The sequence below is a fragment of the Chitinimonas arctica genome (assembly GCF_007431345.1).
In the GTDB taxonomy this organism is placed as follows: Bacteria; Pseudomonadota; Gammaproteobacteria; order Burkholderiales; family Chitinimonadaceae; genus Chitinimonas; species Chitinimonas arctica.
Genome location: NZ_CP041730.1, coordinates 2,939,626 through 2,959,395, shown reverse-complemented (window position 1 = coordinate 2,959,395; position 19,770 = coordinate 2,939,626). Strand labels below are relative to the sequence as shown.

Here is a 19,770-nt window from a genome sequence, read left to right as displayed (position 1 = left end):
AAAGGGTGCGTGGTTGTTGGCGCTTTAGCGCCTTACAACCCCCACTCGGCCGCTACTGCCTAATCGTCGAGTTCTGACTCGCCAAGCTGCTCACAAGCGCTACACCCCCAAACGCCAAACGCGGTGGACTACGCGCACCATGGTTTCCAGCGCGCCGCCAAGCAGCCGGCGCGGCCTGGGGGAAAGTCCCGCGTCCATGGACTGTACCGGTAGCAAGGCGTGGTAGTCGGCCAGATGCTGTTCGAACGCCGCGACGCCGGGTTCGCATGGAAAGCCGTTCTCGCCGTCCCAATGCACCAGCGTCGCATCCGCCAAACCAAGGCTGATGCCGGCCGCAAGCAAGCGCACACCGTATATCAACCGCTGTGCGGCATCGCCGAAATCGAGATCATTGCCCGGCACTTGCACAGCGGCCTGCACCACGCAGCAATATGGCGAGATAAAGCGCGTTGAAACGACTTCGCCGCGGCTGACATCGGGTACGCGGCGATCCGGCTCAGGCCAGGCGGCGGTACCGGCATAGCTCAAGCGGGCCGGCTTGTGCGCCGCAAGCCGGGTACACAGGGCCGAAACCACGCCGTACCCGGCTGTCTTGGCCGCCATAGCCAGCAAGCGGACATCCCAGCCGAGCGGAAGGCGGGTGCCGGCGGCCAGCCAGACCTGCTTGCCCTCTCCGGCCAACAAGGCGGCCAGCGGCAAACCGGCATCAAAGGCTTGGTAGAGTAGCCTATCGTTCGCTGGCCAAACCTGGCTCAATCCTGCGCATACCTCCGTCCGGGCATGCACGACCACGGGCAGGGAGGCGCGACTGTTCAGAATCAAATCTTGCAGCGTGGCCGCCACCTGCTCCCCGCCGGAGCGTGTGCCGATGAGATGTATCGTCGGCATATCAGGCCCAGCGCGGAAAGCGGGCCAGCGAAGGCGGAAAACGCGCCTTCAAGAAATTGCCTGACGTATCGGGGTCGCTAAAAAATTGCCTGGGCAGTGCTGTGGGTGGAGTCGTGGCGCTCAAGATAGGTATCGCGTGGGAAGGTGGCTGGGCGGTTGTCGTTGGTCAGGACAATGTGAATTTCCACGCTCGTCGGAACTATGCCCAAACAGGCGTCCGAGCCATTAAACGCTTAGCGAACGCATCTACCCATCAGGCAAAGGCCTGAATCGCACCCGGCAAAAGACAGCGGGGAGATTGAACCTCGCGGCCGGCATCCCCCCTGTCCAGTCCTTGATCGTAACGCTGGGAAACGCAAATCCGAAGCGCCAACATGCGGCGGGCTTGGCTGTTGGCGCTTCAATCCTGCCCGTGGACAGGCCTTATAAGGGCCGACGCAAGCCGTCCCGGCATGCCTTCCAGAACGCATGCATATGTTGTCGGCGAGGTGGGATAAAGAGGCTGAAAAGCGCCATCTTGCACACCATCCGCCAAGCGTCCTGGCACTTCCATGTCATGGGAATATAGGGCCGCCAATACAGCCAGATCCGGTTGCGCGTGATGTAGTAGAGCCGGGTGGGTCCGTGCACCAGCTGCTTGCGCAAGCCCCAGAACAAGGAAATGGCCTGGTCGCCGATCGAGTGCTCCATGCGGGCGGCAAAGGCACCGTAAACGGGCAAGCCCGCCGCCTTGAGACGGTAGCACCACTCGACGTCCACCTGGTCGATGAACATGGCCTCGTCTATCTCCCCGGCCGCGGCGAAAACCTCGATCGGCATCAAGCAGCCCGAGGCGATCACGAAATCGGCCTGCATCCATTGCCGCGCATCCGGCGAACGGCCGAAGCGTTTGATGCCTAGCCACCCAAAGCGCAGGAAGGGGATAGCCTCGCCGGTCTTGCGATCTACGCACAAAGGTCCCAGCGCGCCGACCGGCAACCCTTGTTGCGTGATTTGCCGCTCCACGAGCAATAGCTGCGCCACCATATCCGCTGCCGGCAGGCTATCCTGATCAAGCAGCAGAATATGCGAGGCCTGCCCTGCCACACCCTGGCGGATTCCCTGGTTTTGCGCCGCCGCCAAGCCCAGGTTGCCCGCATTGCGCAGCAGCGTCGTCGGTCTTGGGGAGGCGGCGCACAGCGCTTCCAGCTGGTCATGGACATCCTTGCTGCCATTGTCGACGATCAGCAGCCGGTCCAGCTGGGGCGCGATGGCATGCACCAGCTTTTCCAATTGGGCCAGATCGGGCTGATAGGTCACCAACACGCCAAGTACCCTGCAGTCCATGCGCTTCATCGTCGATGCGCCGCCAAGCGCCAGATGCGATAGAGCACGCGCATCACGATCTCCAGCCCGCCATTGACCAAACGGCGCTGCCAGAGGCGCAAGCGGGCGCTATGGGCGATCTTGCTGCGCAAGTAGCCATGCGCGATCTCCAGTGCTTCCCGTAGCGGCAGGGGAGCGCCGCCGGGAAAATATCTCCGCGCCACCACTTCCGGCTCGCCGCCACGCGGCCTGGGGGAAAATCCCGAGCCCATGGCCTGCACCGGCAGCAAGGCGTGGTAGTCGGCCACCATCTCGGCGCGCGAGCGATGCCGGAAGGTCTGAAGATTCACGCGTACCCGCTCCAGCGCGGTCCGCTCGGTCAGTAGCTCGGCCAGGCGCTGTTCGAACGCCGCCACGCTGGGTTCGCAGAGAAAGCCGTTCTCACCGTCCTTGATCCGATCGAGAAAGCTGCCATGGGCCGGCGCGATGGGGGGAATGCCCGCGCACAATAATTCGGACAGGGTATAGCTGAAGGTTTCCGGCCACACACTCAGCAGCAGGCCGGCGCTGGGTGCCAACTCGACCAGCAGGTCCGGCAATGCGTGGCGCTCATAGCGTGATATCACCCGAACGCCGGCTACGCGCATATAGCGCTCGCCACTCTCGCCACAGCCGAGCAGGACGACGTCGGCTACCTTCAACAGCTTCGGCAGCAAGGCATCGAACAAATCCGCACCCTTATGCCCGATCAATACCCCCAGTACCACGACACGCGGCCTGGCACTCGCCAGTGGCGCCGGCACCCGTGCCGCTTCGGGCCAATCGGTGCCATGCGCGATCACCACGGGATCACCTTGCAGCAGCGCCGGCGCCAGCTCGCCGAAATGACGAATCACCGAGGCGGAAGGCGCAACCAGGCAAGTACCTTGCCGGCGTACCGTCTGCACATAAGCACTGCGCACATTGAGCAATTCGCTGTCCGACACATTGGCGAACAATCGGCTGGCGGGATTGGTGGCGGCACACGCGCGCAAGCGGCTGCTATCGCAACTTCGGCAGATACCGTCGAAGTAAATGTAGAGGGCCGGGCAAAATGGGTAGTACTCGTGCCAGATATGCGTAGTGGGCAAGCCGGTATCGAATACATCGAGCGAGTGGCCGATCAGGGACGAAACCAACACCGCATCGACCATGAAGACCTCGACGATCTCCCGCAGCGCGCGCCGATAATCGGGATGGCTGACCGCCGTACCGCGTATCGCGACCGCGAAATCCCACACCCGGACCGGCTGGGCATCGTCGATATCGAGGTATAGCGCCAGCCGCTGTCCGTACAGGCCGATATTGCCCACCGACTTCAACACCAGGTTGATACGGCCGCTGTCTGCTTCGCAGTAATCCTTGACCCATCGCTCCAGCCCGCCACCCCAGCTATGCATGATATGCAGCTGTACCGGCCTGCCATCCAGCAGATAGCCGGGGAAGGGCTCGGCCCTGAATTGACGCCAGCTGAGTGGGTTGGCGTGCGCATGCGCCGCGCCAAGCCCCTTCAAGCGCTCGGGCAGGGCGGGGAGCGGCAGGGCCGGGCCGGACCAATGCACCAGCACGCTGTCGGCTACGCCAAGCGCCACGCCGGCATCCAGCAAACGCACGCCGAACACCGACCGTTGCGCCGGGTCGCCGAAATCAAGATCGTCCGATTGCACGCCGGCGGGTACCGCCGTCTGCAACAAGGCGCATACGGGCGAAACATGGAGCGTCGCAAGCACGTGTCCCATGCCGCCATCCAGCACGCGCCTATCCAGGCCCTGCCAATCGTCCATATCCTCGCTTGTCAGCTTGGCCGGGTAATGTTCGGTAAACGCAGGGCAAAGTACCGATACCGCGCCGTATCCTGGCGTAGCGGCGGCCATGGCCAATAACCGTGCATCCCAAGCGAGCGGTAGCCGGACACCCGCGGCCAGCCAGAGCTGTCCGCCCTCGCCGGCCAGCAATGCGGCAAGCGGCAAGGCGGCATCCCAGGCCTGGTAGCTCAGCCTGTCGTTTTCCGGCCAACGTACGCGCAATCGCGCGCAAGTCTCGGGCCGGGCGTGGACAGTCACGGCCAGGGAAGCCCGACTGTTCGTCCATAGATCCTGCAGCGTTACCACCGCCAGCTCCTCGCTGGAGCGTGTGGCGATAAGATGTAGCGTCGGCATATCAGGCCAAGCGCAGAAGCCGGGCCAGTGAGGCTATCTTCTGTGAAAGCCGCCAAGCACGCGAACGGTGGATGCGTTCCAGCGAATTGCGATGCTGCTGCAATTCGTAGCGCAGCAGCTCGGCCGGCTCCTGGATGCCGTCGGCCTGGTTGGCGGCGAACTCGGTACGGTACCAATGCAGATAACTGTGCTTGGGGACATCGGTGACATAAGGATTCGGGAAAGCCGCCATCAGGTCGGTACGGCTCCGATACAGCAGGCGCTGGTGCTGACTGACCTTCTCGCCGTTGTCGTAGACGCCATAGATCGCGGGCAGGCGGCCTAGCGCCTCCTGGCCATGCTTTTCGCATTCGGCGATATACCAGTCGCGCATTTCCCACAGCGTGGTATTACCGCGACCGTACTTGTTCAGCATCTGCTCCTGGGCGCCGCTGTCGAAACCGGAGAAATGATAGAGCCGCAAAGGACGGCCATTGACGGTAATGCCGCCGGCCAGACTGCCTTCGACGTGGCGATGGGTCAGGTTCCAGGTGGCGACGTTGTATTCCGGATCGCGGACGATCTCGAGGTCGTCGAAGAAGCAGGGCGCCAGATCGACCCAGCGCTGGTCGGTGAACAGCCCGCCGGGAATATCGTCGTAACAATGATCCAGCAGGCGTTTGGCCCACCAGTCGGCGAACTTGCGGCCGCCTTCGCTATTGCGAAGGCCCAGAAAGCCCAGATTGAACACACCATGCTTGAGGCTGCAGATCTCATTGTCCAGCACGGCATCCGGCGTGGTTTCCGGCTCGAGCTGATGGGGCGTGAGCAGCACGCTGGATTGATCCAGGCGATCGATCAAGGGAGTCAGCGGCGAAAACACCGCCATATCCGGATCCAGGTAGAACGCTTTCTCGGCGCCGCGCTCATTCAGCAGCCAGCGGAAGGCCGGACCTTTCACGGCGGTGCAAAGCTCCACCACCGAGTGCATATAGGCCCAGCGGGGGAAGTCGGGAATGCCCAGCTGGTCGGCCGTCACGACGCTGTCGAACGGTTCGTTCTCCAGGTCGAGCCAGTCCGGCAAGGCATCGGACAGCAGCAGCATGAAATGCCCGTCGGGATGGTGCCGCTTGACGGACTCGGCCAGTACGCGCGCCTTGGGAAGATAGTTGGTGGTGATGCTGGTAAAGAAAACGACCATTTTGATATTCCAGAGATGTATTCAGTATGCAGACCGGATTACAGCGAAATCCGGGTCAAACGCAGCCGGCGGCCAAGCCGCCACAATTTACTTCCGCGCACCGCCGCCAGCATGCCGCGTGCATGTGCCAAGGCATCCTGCGCGTGGGCCAGCTCGATGCGCAGCGTCCCATTCTGTTGTGCCAATTGCGCGATTTGCTCGATATGCGCGCTTAGCTGCGCTTGCAGGTCCCCCAGCCGATGCTGGCTCGCCGCCAGCTCCGAGCACTGCTGCCGCTGTACCGCCAGTAAGCGCTCGCGTTCGATATGCGCTTGCTCCTGCATGGCGCCCATTTGCTGCCCCAGCACCGCGGCTTCCGGCAGATAGGGCCAACCCAATTCCAGTTCCAGCGTCAGCCCCTGCTGGGCCGGGAGGGGCTCGTCCAGCTTGATGACGAAATTCGGATCGTCATTCAGCAGCGCCAGCTGCCGCTCGGGATTATTCCAGGCGGCGGGGCAGGCCACCAAGCCGTGTGCGGTGCTGAAATCATGCTGGGCGGGGTGCCATCGCCAGCGAACCTGCTCCGCTGCATCGACCAGGCGGATTTCGAACAGGCGGACAAACCCGGGCCGCTCGGCCGGATCGATACGCAGCGACGCCAAGGGGGCCGCCATGGCGGGGATGGAGAAGCGCAGCACTTGCCGTTCCTGACCCAGCAAGCCGTATGCGAGTGCGCTTTGCGACTCGGCAAAGCCGGCGCCGCCTTGCTCCGCCCAGAATACCTGGGCGCTGAAGTGCGGGGTATCGAACAGTGGCGGGTTTTCCTCCGCGTCGGCCTGTTCAATGCCGCGCCCAGCCAACAGGACGAACTGATAGGTATGGCTATCTTCCCTGCCGCTGAGAAACCGCTGCATGCTGTCAGGCAGGTGGTCCAGCCGCCGTGCCGCGAACTCGGAAGCGGGCAGCGGCCGCGATACCGAACGCCAGGCACGCACGCCCAGATCGGCGCCCCGTAGCATTTCGGCCAGCGAACGACGGGTAAAGAAATGCAGATGGGTATGGTCGAGCAGCCCTTCGTCGCGATAGCGGAATTCGCCCGCCAGCAACTCCGCCACCACCCCGATATAGGCGATATTGGGAACCGAGATGATCAACTCGCCATCGTCGGCCAGGAAGGCTGCCAGGCGCGCCAGGACCGGCGCCGGACCGGCCAGGTGCTCGAGCACATCGGCGCATACGATATAGCGGTAGCGGCGCTCGCCCAGCACGTCCAGGCTGTTTGCCTGCTCCAGGTTCAATACATGCAGCTGCCGATAGTGCGGTGCGGCCAACTCGGCCTCGGCCGGGTTATAGGTGATGCCGTCTACGCGGTAACCCTCCAGGCCGGCCAGGTAGCGGCCCAATGCGCCGCTGCCGGTACCTACGTCCAGTACATCGCCGGCGTGCTGGATAAGTCCGGCGATATGGGCAAGCGAATCGCCGGCTTGCTGGTCGATTTCGCGATGGTATATATGTTTATTCAAAGCCCCCCCTCAACCGGATCGGTTCTCCAACAAAACAAGTTTCCAGCTCGGCTTGACCGGGAACTCGATCGAAACTCAATTCCCGGACCAAGCGTCCGACCGTCCATCGGAGAACGGTTTCAACACCCCAGGGACCGGGATGGGCGGAAAAACATTCCCGGCAAGCCGTCGAAAATTGAAAAAATCCTTATTCACCAAGCCCTTGGCCATGCAAGCGGGCATGATTGTAACACCTCGCCCCGACTATGCGGCGGTACCGCAGCCGCGATACAATTCACCCGCCGGCAAAATGGATTTAAACCCGCATATACCCTGCCGATCAAATACCGTTCACCCGGCACCGGGAGCGGCCTTGCACGCAGCAAAATATAAATCTTAAGATTAGCAAGGTCTTATTCACATCGGGCACCGCAAGAATCTCCGAACTCATCGCCAGCCGCCAGCGCCGGGCCGTTATAATGCCGGCAATTGCTCTTTGATCCAGAAGGTTTATTCAATGCATATCAGCTCACTGCAGAAAATGCAGGTATTCCGAGATACTTATCTCAAAGCATACGAAGGTAAAAAGCTACGCATACTCGACCTCGGCAGCACCGAGATCGGCGCCTGTTATAAGCCCATCTTCAATGACCCCCAATGGGAATATATTGGCGCCGACCTGCAAGCCGGCCCCAATGTCGACCTGATTCTGCAGCAGCCCTACAACTGGCGGGAAATCGAAAACGGCTCCATCGATGTGTTTATCTCCGGGCAAGTGCTGGAGCACGTCGAATACTTTTGGGTCACCCTGCTTGAAATGTCGCGCGTCCTGAAGCCGGATGGCATGGCCTGCATCGTCGTACCGTCCAGCGGACCGGAACATCGCTACCCAGTCGACTGCTGGCGCTTCTATAGGGACGGCGCGGCGGCAATGGCGCGTTTTGTGCAGATGGAAATCCTGCAAGCAAGCACGCAATGGCAAGGCAGCGGCGATCCGGCCGACTCCAGCGACGAATGGCACGATACGGTCCTGATCTGCCGCAAGCCGCGCCTGTCGCCTTGGCGTAGTTTCAAGCGCTATTTCAAGCAGCGCCTGCAACACAGGGCCATGTTGCTGGGCAGCACCGTGGCTGGCTAAGGCACCCGAAAAGAGCCGGCACGCCCCGCATCAAGCGTCGACCGGCTCCACTCGACACATGCGCACAGCCGTGGGCAGTGCCAACAGACCATGCAGCACCACGCTCTGCGAGCGGAAGGCCAGGGCGTCATGTATCCAGTGATGGATGCGATGCGCGTCCTGGTCACCTTCGCCAACCGCAGCGGTAATCACGTAATCCCCTGCCTGCAGATGGGGCATGCGGAAGCGGAATTCGGTCGCCAGCGTCTCGCCCGGCATACCGGTGCGGACAATCTGGTCCGGATGACCGGCGGTATTTTCGCCAAACACCACCTGCCCCAGGCGATCCTTGACGTAAAAACCAAAGATGGGCTGTTCCAGCGCCTCGCCCAAGCGCGCCTCGATACGCAACACGGCTCGCTCGCCACCTTCCGTCACCAGAATAGGGCGGCCGCCTTCGTCTTGCAGGGTCACCCGGGTCAAAGTGGCGCCACCTGCGCCAAACGCCTGCCCTGCCCCCTCGTCGGGAATGGCCAGCGCTCCGCCGCCAACCACCAGCGCCGCTTCCTCGGCGGCAACCGGCTCATCCGCACTCACCGCCGCCGGCATGGCACCGACCGCGTCGTCCTCGCCGGCGTATTTGCTGTGCAGATATTGCTCGGTCACCGCCTTGGCGCTACCCTCCGCGCGCAATCGGCCCTTGTCCAGCCAAATAGCCCGATCGCACAGACCGACCACCGCCCCACTATCGTGACTGACGAACAGCAAGGTGCCGCCCTGATCGCGGAAGCCGCGCAGAAAACGCATGCATTTCTGGGTAAAGAAGGCATCGCCGACGGACAGGGCCTCGTCGATCACCAGCACATCGGCATCGACATGGGCGACCACGGCGAAGGCCAGCCGCACGAACATCCCGCTGGAATAGGTCTTGACCGGCTGATGGACGAAATCGCCGATATCGGCAAAAGCCAGTATGCGGTCCAGCCGCTCATTCACCTGGGCCTGGCTGAGCCCGAGAATGGCGGCATTGAGGCGGATATTCTCCATGCCGCTGAATTCGGGGTTGAAACCCGCCCCCAATTCCAGCAGGGCGGCCACGCTACCCTTGATCCGTATGCTGCCGGAGGTGGGCGACAGGGTACCGCAGACCATCTGCAACAAAGTGGACTTGCCCGAGCCATTGCGGCCGATAATGCCGACCGTCTCTCCCGCCGCCACCGAAAAGCTCACCCCTTCCAAGGCAGCGAATTCACGGCCATAACGCAGGCGCCCGCCGCTCAGCACTTCCAGCAAACGATGATGGGGCCGATCGTATACCGGGTAGTGCTTGGACACGCCCTCAACCGAAATCACAGCGTCAGAGCACATCGGCAAACCCCTTGCGCAGGCGCGCGAACAAACAGAAACCCAGCACCGCGACCAAGGCGGACACTGCGAAATAGCCTCCCAGCGCCAACCAATCGGGCCACAGCCCGTCCAGCAGGATGCGGCGGATCATCTCGATGGGCATGGTGAGCGGACTCCACACCATGACCGCGCGAAATGCGTCCGGCACCGCGGAGGCGGGATAGAAGACCGGGGAAAGGAATTGCAGCACGGTCACCAGCAGGCCGATGGCTTGGCCGATGTCGCGCAGATAGACCCCCAAGGCCGCCAGCATCCAGGCCAGGCCCAGCAATAACAGCAGCAGCGGCAGCAAGACCAGCGGCAAGGCCAGTGCGGTAACGGCTAATCCCTGAGTGACGGCGACAAACAGCGTCAATACCAGGAAACCGATCAACGCATGGAAAACCGCCACGCCGATGGAGACCAGCGGCAAGACTTCCAGCGGAAACACCACTTTCTTGACGTAATTGGCGTTTTGCACCAACAGCATGGGCGCTCGCGCCATCACCTCGGAGAACAGCATGAACACCGCCATACCCGAAAAGGCCATCAAGGCGAACTGGAAGTGATTGTTCGGTGCGCCGCTCCAGCGTGCCTGGAACACCACGCTGAATACGAAGGTATAGACCGTCAGCATCAGCAGCGGCGTGACCACCGACCAGGCCAGCCCCAGCACCGAACCGCGATAGCGGCCAAGCACTTCACGGACGGTAAGTTGCCCGACCAGGGCGGCGTACTGACGAGACGTTTGCAGAAAGGAGGAGGATGGGCGCATGCGGAGGGTCATTAGAACGGGGGGAGCCGCGGCGAGAGTGCGCAGACCAGGATAAATTCTTTTTGAAGTAGCGATATCGCCGGCAAACAAGGCACAGCGGGCACTCGGCCACGACGCTACTTCGGGACGGCCAGGTGCAAATCCGGCCCGAGAGGCTAGACAGCCACAGCCTAGTGTATTATGCCATGTTTGACGTGACGGATGGCTGCACTCCCACGTCCGTGAACCGCGCGGCCCCTCGCAAAGACGGCCTTTCGCCACGCGGCAATCAAATTGAATGGGCTGAATTTGAAAGTGGATAGAACCGGACTTCCCGCGTTCATGACCGCCATTGCGGACATGATAAGCACCAGTGGCAAAGGCCTCGCCCGGCTACTCGGCCTGGCCGCGGCCGAACAGATCATGCCGCGCCGCCGCTGCCATCTTGCCGTCGTGCCCCTGCGCGGCGTACCCCGCAAACATTTCGAATCGGCCATCCTGCTGCGCCTGCAGCAATTCGGCCTGTTCGACGAAATCGGCTTCGCTTACCGCGTCAGCGGTGAACAAGCGCAGGTTTGGTATTGGAATGACCAGGAAGCGCGCCAGCTGTTTCCCACCGGCCGGGTACAAGCCTGGCCCGAACCGCTCTGGCGCAAACCGCTGAACAGCGGCATCCGGCTGCTCAGCTGCACCGAAGGCTACGAGCTGGAAGGCGTGAACGAGCTGGGCGGCTACCGCTCGCGCTGGTTTGCCCATCGCCCCGATGCCACGGAACGGCTGGCCTTCTGCCGCGACCTGGGCATGGAACCCAACCCGGCCCTGGAAAACCCCGTCACCGTGGCGCGCGGCAACTCGCCGGAAGCGGGCTGGCGCATACACAGCCGGCTGGCCCAGCCCATCCCCGCCTGGGCATGGGGCGCGGGCGCATTTGTATTGATCGTGGGCTGTATCGCGACCCTGCAATTCACCCAACTGGCCAAGCTGGAGAGCAATATCCAGGCCACCGAACAAGAGGCGCGCGCTTTACGCAAGCTGACCGCCTCGGCCAAGGCATTGGACGCCGCCATCAGCCAGCTGCAGCCCATCACCGAAGCCATGCATGAATACAGCAAGGCGCCCCGCCAGATCCATTGGCTGGCCGAGCTGGCCCGCCGCGATATCGTCGGCGCCCGTGCCGATGTCTATCTATCGGAATGGATTTATCGCGGCGACAGCGTCACCGCCACCCTGCGACTGGGCGCCAAGGCCAAGGGCGCCGATGTGCTGGCCTCGCTGGAGCAAAGCGCACTATTCGCCGACGTCGCCTTGCTGCCCGATCCACCCGCCGGCGCGCTGCGCGTGCAACTGCGCCTGCCCGAGGAGGCCACCACTCCGGCGGCCGCCCCGCGCGAGCAACCTTAGCCACGCCCGCCCGGCCCGCGCATCGTCAATCGTGTCATGGCATATCGTAAGGAAACAGGACTTTGATCTCCGCAACCAGTGAGAAGCCGGCTTCGCCCCCTCACAGCCCGCCACCCTCTCGCCTGGCTGCCGCCCTCCAGCAGCTGCGCCAGGAAGTCCAGGCCAATCCCCGCCTGCAAGCCGGCCTGGCCGCCATCGCCCTGGTCGCCATCGTCATGGGATTGCTCAATCTTGCCGACCGCAAGACCGCCGCGGTGCGCAAGCTGGAAACGCTGCTGGCCGAAACGTCCGGCATGCGCAAGCAATTGGGTAGCCCCATGCAGCAGTCGGCGCGGCAAGGCCGTCTCAACGCCGTCCGCGAGCATATCGACAAAGCCTTCTGGCACTCGTCCACCCCGGTGATTGCCCAGGCGGAACTGGGCGAGTGGCTGAACAGCAGCCTGCGCGAAGCCGGCGTAAGCGGCGCGACCGTCTCGCAGCCGGTATTCCGCTTCCTGGACCAGGGCGGCGAACAAGCCGGCGGGGGCGACACGTCCGCCAGTCAATCGTGCCGCGGCGACCGCTGCGACCTGATCGAACTGCGCACGGCCATCCGCTTCCCGTTCGACCCGGCCACCCTGGGCAAGGCGCTGGCCGCGCTGGAAGGCGCCGACAAGCAGACCCTGATCGAACAACTCACGGTCAATGCGGCCGACCGCCGCGTTGAACTTTCCGTCTTGACGCTGGCCAAGCTATCCGGCGCCGCAACGACGTCCGCCACGGATACGCCGGCTGCAGCCAAGATCGAGACGGCAGCCCCCGTCGCAAGCGAAGCCAACCCCGAAGCGCCGAAAAAAGTGGTGGAAGTGAAATGGTAGGATTTTTCAGAATCGGCCTACTGGCCGCGCTGGCCTGGTTAAGCACGGGCTTATTGACTTGGTTCAACTATAGCCCGCCCGACCGCAGCACTATCGTTGCGCCCGCCAGGCGCATGGCCGAACTGGATCTGCCTGACAGCCTCGATACCAAACCGGCGCTGAACACTTTGGCCAAGAGCGATATCTGGGGCAGCAAGCGCGTCGAGCCGGTTGCCGGCGGCGCCAAGTCCCAGGCGGAAGTCTGGTCCCGTATCGCCATCGTCAAGGAGCGCAAAGGCAATTTCGTGGTACTGGCCTCGCCCCGCGGCGAGATCAAATCGTTTCATGTCGGGGATGCCCTGCCGGACGGCAGTCAGCTACTCAAAATCAGCAGTGCTGAGATCGTTGTGCGCCGCGCCGGCGAAAAATCCAGCACTACCCATGCGCTGGAATAGGCACGCGACGCCCTAGCCGCAAGTCCTTGCGGACCTCGCCCGCTGCCCGCACCCACTTGAGAACTGTCATACCTATGTCCGCCAAGCCCATCCGCCCCCGCTCTTCCGCTCCCACCCTCGCTGCACTCAAGCCGCTGCCCCTGCTACTGACGGCCAGCCTGCTGGCCGGCTGCGCCAGCCAACCCTGGCTGTCGGGCGCCTCCCCCAAGCCGGCCACGCAGGACCGCTCCGTCAACGAGATCGAACAAACCAAGGCCGCGGATGCGCCCGCCAATCGCTTCTTCGAGACGCCCGCCATTCCGCCGTTCAAGACCGGCGCTCAAGCAGCCACGCCTGCGCCGGCCAAGATCGTTGACGAGCCGGGCAAGGAAGCCTCGGTCGTATTCAATAATATCGCCCTGCCACAGTTCATCGATTCGGTGTTCGGCGTCATCCTGAAAAAAACCATCGCCATCGACCCGCAGGTACAGACGCGCCAGGACCTGGTCAGCATGCGTACCGGCAAGTCGCAGACCCCCAGCCAGCTCTACGAAGCGGCCAAGACCGTGCTGCGCTCCTATGGCATTACCGTACAGGAACTGCCGGGCCTGACCCGCTTCGTACCGGAAAACAACGATTCCGGCTCCCTGCCGGAAATCCGCCGCGGCCGCGCCCTGCCGGAAGTACCGGAAAGCCTGCGCCCGCTGTTCTACCTGGTGGAGCTGGAGCACACCAATACGGTCGGCGCGGTCAACTGGCTACGCACCGCCTTCGGCAGCAAGATCACCGCCCAGGAAGACAACGCCCGCAACGCCATCATGCTGAGCGGCGCGCCACAGAATGTCAGCGCCGCCCTGCAGGCATTGTCCGTGCTGGACCAGCCCCTGATGCGCGGCCGGCTGGGCGCCCGCATCGTGCCGACCTACTGGTCGGCCGAAGAATTGTCCAAGCGGCTGTCGGACATCCTGACCACGGAAGGCTACTTCAACGGCACGCAGCCTACCTCGCCGGCGCCCTTGGTCATGATCCCGGTCGGGCCGATCAATTCCATCATTGTCTTCGCCAACAACCAGGCCCTGCTCGACCACACCATGAAATGGGCCGAGGAACTGGACCAGCCCACCCAGGCGCGCAACAGCAACTACTTTATCTATCCGGTGCGCAATGCCGATGCGACCGATATCGCCGCGACCCTGTCCCAGGTGCTGGGCGGCGGTAGCGTGCAAGCCGCGCCGGCGGCCGCCGGCGCCACCGGCAATGCGACCGGTCGCGGCCCTTCGCGGGTCGTGGTGGACAAGGCCACCAACAGCATCATCGTGCAAGCCTCGTCGGCCGAATACCAGCAGTGGATCAGCCTGCTGAAAGAGCTGGACCGGCCTGCCAAGAATGCCCTGGTATCGGTGTCGGTAGCGGAAGTGCGGCTGACCGAGAAAGAGGACTTCGGCTTCGAGTGGCTGCTGCAAAACCTGAAGATCGGCGGCCTGACCGGCACCCTCGGCAAGACCAATATCCTCGCCGGCACCTTGAAGGAAGGCGCGACCACGGTGCTCAAGCTCAGCTCGGGCCTCACGCCGCGTGTGCTGCTGAATGCCCTGGCCTCCACCAACAAGACCCGCGTGCTGGCCAACCCTTCCTTGCTGACCCGCAGCGGCGAAGACGCCACCATCAATGTCGGCCAGGAGGTGCCCGTCACCACCAGCCAGCAGAGCACCAATACCACTGGCGGCTTGCTGGAAACCGTCCAGTACCGCAGCGTGGGCGTGATCCTGAAGGTGCGCCCGGTGGTGCATGCCGGTGGGCGCATCGATCTGGATATCGACCAGGAGGTCAGCTCGGCCGCATCCAACAACACCGGCACCAACAAGAACCCGGTGATCAGCAGCCGCAAGCTCACCACCAAGCTGACCGTCACCGACGGCAATACCATCGTGCTGGGCGGCCTGATGCGCGACGACCGCAGCGACAACAACGCCGGACTCCCCTACGTCAAGGACATCCCCGTCGTCGGACCGCTGCTGTTCGGCTCCACTAATATTAATAATGATCGTACCGAGCTGGTTATCCTGATCACCGCCTATGCCATCGAAGACGACTTCGACGTCCAGGCCGTGAGCGACGCCTTCCGCAAGAACTTCCCCTGGACCAAGCCGCTGCTGAACGACGCCGTCGCGATGCCGCCGAAGGCTGGAAACGAAAAAGCGACCGGCCAGGCATTATTACCGGCCGACACCCCACCGCCAAACGCAGTGCGCGGCTACCAATCACGTCCTTACCAGCCGAAAAGCGAGGCCCAGGTGGCGGCGGAAGCGAAATCGGAGCCTATTTCCGCATCGCCAGGCGAAACTGCCAAGCCGTCGGAAAACCCCTACAAAGGGGAAAAGCCCCTTGTTTCGCCGCCAGCCAAAACCGCACCCGCGGCCGCTGACAAAAATCCAAAAGGCCGGGTAGTAAGCGATGAAGCCTTAAACAAGGAATTGTTCGAAGCATTGCAAAGAAGCCGTAAACCCTGAGCGATGGCCGGCGTTGCTTCACCACAACAATTAACCGGCCGCCGGCAATAGCGATTCTTCACAATAATAATTACCCCCCGCATCGGTAATCCCGGGGATTTTTTACATAAACCGTTGTTTTATCAGAAGGTAGGGCAGCCGGGGTTGGTATAAACCGGCATAAACCATTTACTCGCGAAAGGCCATCCCGTGCATTGCCAGGCCGCGCCAATACTGGCACTGCGCATTTCCCCGGGTTGGCACGGATTGAATGAATGGTTTAAGCTCGCGAACAGCGGCTCTGTCATAGTCGGGCACAGGGTCAAGCCTTGCGGCGGTTTCAGTTGCGAACAAGCAATCGTACTCACGCAATGTGTGCCGCCGCATTTTGGCTGACGGCGTGCTAAGCTTTACAAGCCCTACCTTGTGCGGCATCGCCCGGCAAACAAGTTGCATGCGCAAACACGGACAGTTATGATTGCACCGCCGAAAAATTTAGGCGACATGCGCAACATGATTACTCGGGTTGGCATGCATTCCAAAGCTATCTTACGTTTGAGGACTATCCAAACATGAACCAAAAGCTGATCTCCCGCCTCGTCATGGGCGCCCTGGTAGGCCTCGCCGCCACGGGTAGCTACGCCGGCCAAATCCAGTCGTCGTCCGTGTCGATCGCTCGTGAAGTTATCACGACCGATACACAAGCCGTGACCTCGCCTACCGTAGCCTACCGTTTCTCGGGCGACGTCGATGCACGCCTGCAAAACCAAACGTTCCAGATCCAGTTCGCCCTGCCTGCAGGCGCTACCTGGAACACCGCCGGTGTTGCAGCCAGCATCGTCGTTGCTGACGGCCAAACCGGTACTTCCGTTGCTCAAGGCCTTACTCACGGTCTCTACACTGTAGATACCCTGGCTATCGACGCTGGCAGCCCGAATGTGCTGTACGCAACCATCACCGTGCACAGCGATGGTTCCGGTCTGGCTGCTGGCCTGATCAAGCAACCGATCATCTCGATCTCGAGCTCCACCGTTCCGGCTAACAACCCGACCATCAAGGGTCTGTTCACCGTCGTTAAGGCTATCGAAGAGTGTGACGTGCAGGTGAAGACCCTGCCGATCTCGTTCAAGCACTATGTGGCCCTGTCCGCTCCAGCCTCGCTGGCCAGCGACACGACCGCTACGCCTGACGAACACAACCGTTCCGGCTCGACCAACGCCACGACCCTGATCACCTTCCCGACCAACATCCTGGTCAAGGTGACCAAGTCGTCCGGTAACGCCAAGCTGAACGTTGCCAGCGGCAACACCCTGTTCGCCGGCACCACTGGTACTTCGTTCATCAGCACCACCCTGGCTAACCTGGGTAACGTTTCGCTGGTACAAAACGCCAGTGGTTACGACTCCAACCTGTTGGATCCGTACATCCTGGCCGACGCCTCCGCTCCTGCCGGTCTGAAGGGTATCGCTACCGCTATCCACGGTACGGGCTCCGCTGTGACCGTTGCCGGTGATGTGGAAGTTGAGCGCGTGACCGTCAAGGTTTCCGCTTCGCAAGGTCTGTCGGTTGGTGGTTCGCTGTTCCTGGCTACCGATGCTCTGTGTGCCGCTCCGGTTGCTGGTTCGGCCGTGGCCATCACTGCAGGCAACGCAGCTGGTCCGATCACCCTGACCGTTCCTACCGCTGGCGTGAACGCTGCATTCGGCGTCACCGGCGCTGGCCCAGTCCACGTTTGCTACGGCGTGTCCGGCACCGCTCTGATCCCAGGCAGCAACTTCGCTGTTGATGCAGCTACCGTTGTCAAGGCCGCTGCAGGTACCGATCTGAACGAACAGAACAACTTCTGTAAGGGTCCGTTGTACGCTCTGTCCGGCTCGATCAAGATCGATGTCCGTAACTACGCAAACAGCACCCGTACCGATGGCTGGATGAGCATTGTTCGTCTGATCAACACCAGCGAAACCCGTACTGCCACCGTATTCGGCCAGTACATCCACGCTGACGGCATGTACGGCAAGTGGGGCAAGGTTGCCACTCTGGCTCCTCGCGCCGTGCTGAACATGACCCCGGCTGAAGTGGACACGCTGCTGACCAACGCACCTGCCCACGCTACCGCTGCTCTGAACGCAACCACCGCTGTCGGTACCGCTGGTTCCGCTCCGCGTCTGCGTCTGACCACGGAAGACGGCGATACCCTGCGCGTACAAAACTACCTGTACAACCCGGATTCGAAGAACTTCATCGAAGCTTCGAGCAGCCAAGGCGTTGACTTCACCGGTTCGACCGACCGCGCTCCGGCAAACGAAGGTCAGTACCAAGAGCAAGACGCACAGAAGGGCCTGAACGGCGGCAACTAAGCCACAGGTACTTTAGCGTCGAGTCTTCGCCGCAAGGCAAGATTCAAGCTGTAAAACCGGGGAGTTCGCTCCCCGGTTTTTTTACGTCCGCGATCTGCTCGGCGCTTACGCCGGTCAATGCTAAAATCGCGGCTCGTTTTCCTAGGAAGCCAACCTTGTCCGAGCTACCCACCCTACGCCTTGGCGAGATACTGATAGCGCGCGGCGCGCTCGATGCCAATGCGGTCCAGCGGGCGGTAGCCCTGCAGCGCGATAGCGGCGGCGACCGTTTGGGCGCCATCCTGATCAGGCTGGGCCTGATCTCCGAATTCACCCTGCTGGAGGCGCTGAGCAGCCAGCTGGGGTACCCCATCTTCGATGTACTGCAGCACCCTGACGCGGTCAGCGGTATGCGCACCTTCCACAATGCGCAAGGTATCAACCGTGCCCTGGCACAACGCTTCTCCTTCCTGATACTGCCGCGTACGGACGCCCTCCCGCTGGTCGTCTGCCGCGACCCGCTCGACTCCGGCCTGCTGGAGTACCTGGACGGGCACGCCCTGGCGGGTCAGCACTACGGCTGGGCGCTGATCGCACAGCGCGATTTCGAGCGCCTGCTATCCGAGGTCTACCGCATTGCCGCCGATGTCCAGCAAGGCGACCAGGACCTGCGCCGCATGGCCGAGGACGCGCCCGTGGTCGAGCTGGTCAATGCCATGCTGGCACGCGCCAACGACAAGGCCGCTTCGGATGTCCATATCGAGCCGCTCGAATATGGCTTTACCGTCCGTTACCGCGTCGATGGACACCTGCAAGGCACCGAGCACTATCCGCGCGAGCGCTTCGACGCCGTGGTCAGCCGCATCAAGCTGGTGTCCGGCCTGGACATCTCCGAACGCCGCCTGACCCAGGATGGACGCTTTTCCAACCGCGCCGCCGGTGTGGAAACCGATATCCGCGTTTCGGTCATCCCCTCGGTGTTCGGCGAATCGCTGGTCATGCGGCTGCTGCCGGTCTCGCACAACAAGCGTTTCTCGCTGGACGGGCTCGGCTTCGAACCGGACCATCTACGGATGTTCCAGGACTGGATGTCGCTGCCTGACGGCATCATCCTGGTCACCGGCCCGACCGGCTCCGGCAAGAGCACCACACTCTATGCCGCCCTGTCGGCCTGTGACCGCGAGCGCGAGCGCATCCTCACCGTCGAGGACCCGGTCGAGTACAAGATCGAGGGCGTCACCCAGTTCCAGGTCAATGCCGAAATCGGCTTTACCTTTACCGCGGCCTTGCGCTCCATCTTGCGCCACGACCCCGATACCATCATGATCGGCGAAATCCGCGACGTCGATACCGCCCGTATCGCCGTGCAGGCCTCGCTGACCGGCCACCGCGTCCTGTCCACCCTGCATACCAACGACAGCGCAACCGCATTCCTGCGGCTGGTCGATCTGGGTGTTGAACAGTTCCTGGTCGGCGCCACCGTCCGCGGTGTGATCGCCCAACGCCTGGTACGGCGGCTATGCACCAGTTGCAGCGAACCCTACGATCCCAGCGCGCTCCTATCCGAACACGCCAAGGCCACACTCGCCAAGCTAGGCACCCTCCCAGCCCAATGGTGCTTCCGTAGGCCTGTAGGATGCCCCAGCTGTGGGGGTAGCGGCTATCGAGGACGTACCGCAATTTATGAGTTATTACCCGCTACTGATCGCGTCCGCGCGGTACTCAGCCAACCCTCGCCCTCGCATTTCGACCTGTTGCGGTCCTTGGACGACAAATTCCGCGCCCTGCATGAAGATGGCCTGCTCAAGGCGGTACGCGGCCTGACCAGCCTGGAAGAAGTATTCGCCGTCGCCGGCTCCACGGTTTCCCACCGGTCGGCCTGATGACAGCGCCGAAACTCCCTTACCGCCCCAGTGTCTGTAAAGCCATCCCTATAGGCCCAGGCCAGCCCGACCAAAGGAAGCG

The 19,770-nt window shown here is 62.4% G+C and carries 14 protein-coding genes; 7 read left to right on the top strand and 7 right to left on the bottom strand.

The window, feature by feature from the left end:
• Nucleotides 1–99: 99 nt before the first annotated feature.
• From FNU76_RS13310 to FNU76_RS13290, 5 genes are all read right to left on the bottom strand, one after another.
• Nucleotides 100–888, bottom strand: coding sequence for a hypothetical protein (locus FNU76_RS13310; RefSeq protein ID WP_144278655.1), 789 nt, complete (start codon nucleotides 886–888; stop codon nucleotides 100–102).
• A gap of 423 nt (nucleotides 889–1,311) precedes the next feature.
• Nucleotides 1,312–2,223: a glycosyltransferase family 2 protein gene (locus FNU76_RS13305; RefSeq protein ID WP_144278654.1), complete on the bottom strand. Its 912-nt coding sequence runs from the start codon at nucleotides 2,221–2,223 to the stop codon at nucleotides 1,312–1,314.
• Nucleotides 2,220–4,391 carry a glycosyltransferase gene (locus tag FNU76_RS13300; RefSeq protein ID WP_144278653.1) on the bottom strand — a complete coding sequence of 724 codons (2,172 nt, stop codon included), beginning with the start codon at nucleotides 4,389–4,391 and terminating at the stop codon, nucleotides 2,220–2,222. Before FNU76_RS13300 ends, FNU76_RS13305 begins: the two co-directional genes overlap by 4 nt.
• A gap of 1 nt (nucleotide 4,392) precedes the next feature.
• Nucleotides 4,393–5,571, bottom strand: a complete 1,179-nt coding sequence (locus FNU76_RS13295) for a glycosyltransferase family protein (protein WP_144278652.1) — start codon at nucleotides 5,569–5,571, stop codon at nucleotides 4,393–4,395.
• A gap of 38 nt (nucleotides 5,572–5,609) precedes the next feature.
• Nucleotides 5,610–7,073, bottom strand: coding sequence for a class I SAM-dependent methyltransferase (locus tag FNU76_RS13290; RefSeq protein ID WP_144278651.1), 1,464 nt, complete (start codon nucleotides 7,071–7,073; stop codon nucleotides 5,610–5,612).
• Between the two features lie 496 nt (nucleotides 7,074–7,569).
• On the opposite strand from FNU76_RS13290, the gene FNU76_RS13285 reads away from it, so the two are divergent.
• A complete protein-coding gene (locus FNU76_RS13285) occupies nucleotides 7,570–8,190 on the top strand; it encodes a methyltransferase domain-containing protein (protein ID WP_144278650.1) in 621 nt (206 codons plus the stop codon).
• 30 nt (nucleotides 8,191–8,220) lie between these two features.
• Here the strand turns inward: FNU76_RS13285 and FNU76_RS13280 are convergent, their stop codons facing one another.
• Nucleotides 8,221–9,504, bottom strand: coding sequence for an ABC transporter ATP-binding protein (locus FNU76_RS13280; protein WP_308418549.1), 1,284 nt, complete (start codon nucleotides 9,502–9,504; stop codon nucleotides 8,221–8,223).
• Between the two features lie 22 nt (nucleotides 9,505–9,526).
• Entirely contained in the window at nucleotides 9,527–10,330 is an 804-nt protein-coding gene (locus FNU76_RS13275) for an ABC transporter permease (RefSeq protein ID WP_223879013.1), read from the bottom strand.
• A 321-nt stretch (nucleotides 10,331–10,651) separates the two neighbouring features.
• Here FNU76_RS13275 and FNU76_RS13270 point away from each other — a divergent pair, with 321 nt between their 5' ends.
• The 6 genes from FNU76_RS13270 to FNU76_RS13245 all read left to right on the top strand — a co-directional run bounded on the left by FNU76_RS13270 (nucleotide 10,652) and on the right by FNU76_RS13245 (nucleotide 19,688).
• A complete protein-coding gene (locus FNU76_RS13270; RefSeq protein WP_144278647.1) occupies nucleotides 10,652–11,710 on the top strand; it encodes a PilN family protein in 1,059 nt (352 codons plus the stop codon).
• 62 nt (nucleotides 11,711–11,772) lie between these two features.
• A complete protein-coding gene (locus FNU76_RS13265; RefSeq protein ID WP_144278646.1) occupies nucleotides 11,773–12,567 on the top strand; it encodes a hypothetical protein in 795 nt (264 codons plus the stop codon).
• Entirely contained in the window at nucleotides 12,561–13,001 is a 441-nt protein-coding gene (locus FNU76_RS13260; protein WP_144278645.1) for a hypothetical protein, read from the top strand. Before FNU76_RS13265 ends, FNU76_RS13260 begins: the two co-directional genes overlap by 7 nt.
• Nucleotides 13,002–13,075: 74 nt before the next feature.
• Nucleotides 13,076–15,490, top strand: coding sequence for a secretin GspD/PilQ domain-containing protein (locus tag FNU76_RS13255; RefSeq protein WP_144278644.1), 2,415 nt, complete (start codon nucleotides 13,076–13,078; stop codon nucleotides 15,488–15,490).
• Nucleotides 15,491–16,041: 551 nt separating this feature from the next.
• Entirely contained in the window at nucleotides 16,042–17,826 is a 1,785-nt protein-coding gene (locus FNU76_RS13250; RefSeq protein WP_144278643.1) for a hypothetical protein, read from the top strand.
• 155 nt (nucleotides 17,827–17,981) lie between these two features.
• Complete coding sequence (locus FNU76_RS13245) at nucleotides 17,982–19,688, top strand: GspE/PulE family protein (RefSeq protein ID WP_144278642.1); 1,707 nt, start codon at nucleotides 17,982–17,984, stop codon at nucleotides 19,686–19,688.
• The last annotated feature ends 82 nt before the right edge of the window (nucleotides 19,689–19,770 follow it).

Coding starts and splice junctions, on each gene's coding strand:
- FNU76_RS13255 (WP_144278644.1), top strand. CDS start 13,076: ATGTCCGCCAAGCCCATCCGCCCCCGCTCTTCCGCTCCCACCCTCGCT.
- FNU76_RS13295 (WP_144278652.1), bottom strand. CDS start 5,571: ATGGTCGTTTTCTTTACCAGCATCACCACCAACTATCTTCCCAAGGCG.
- FNU76_RS13310 (WP_144278655.1), bottom strand. CDS start 888: ATGCCGACGATACATCTCATCGGCACACGCTCCGGCGGGGAGCAGGTG.
- FNU76_RS13270 (WP_144278647.1), top strand. CDS start 10,652: ATGACCGCCATTGCGGACATGATAAGCACCAGTGGCAAAGGCCTCGCC.
- FNU76_RS13285 (WP_144278650.1), top strand. CDS start 7,570: ATGCATATCAGCTCACTGCAGAAAATGCAGGTATTCCGAGATACTTAT.
- FNU76_RS13305 (WP_144278654.1), bottom strand. CDS start 2,223: ATGAAGCGCATGGACTGCAGGGTACTTGGCGTGTTGGTGACCTATCAG.
- FNU76_RS13300 (WP_144278653.1), bottom strand. CDS start 4,391: ATGCCGACGCTACATCTTATCGCCACACGCTCCAGCGAGGAGCTGGCG.
- FNU76_RS13250 (WP_144278643.1), top strand. CDS start 16,042: ATGAACCAAAAGCTGATCTCCCGCCTCGTCATGGGCGCCCTGGTAGGC.
- FNU76_RS13260 (WP_144278645.1), top strand. CDS start 12,561: ATGGTAGGATTTTTCAGAATCGGCCTACTGGCCGCGCTGGCCTGGTTA.
- FNU76_RS13275 (WP_223879013.1), bottom strand. CDS start 10,330: ATGCGCCCATCCTCCTCCTTTCTGCAAACGTCTCGTCAGTACGCCGCC.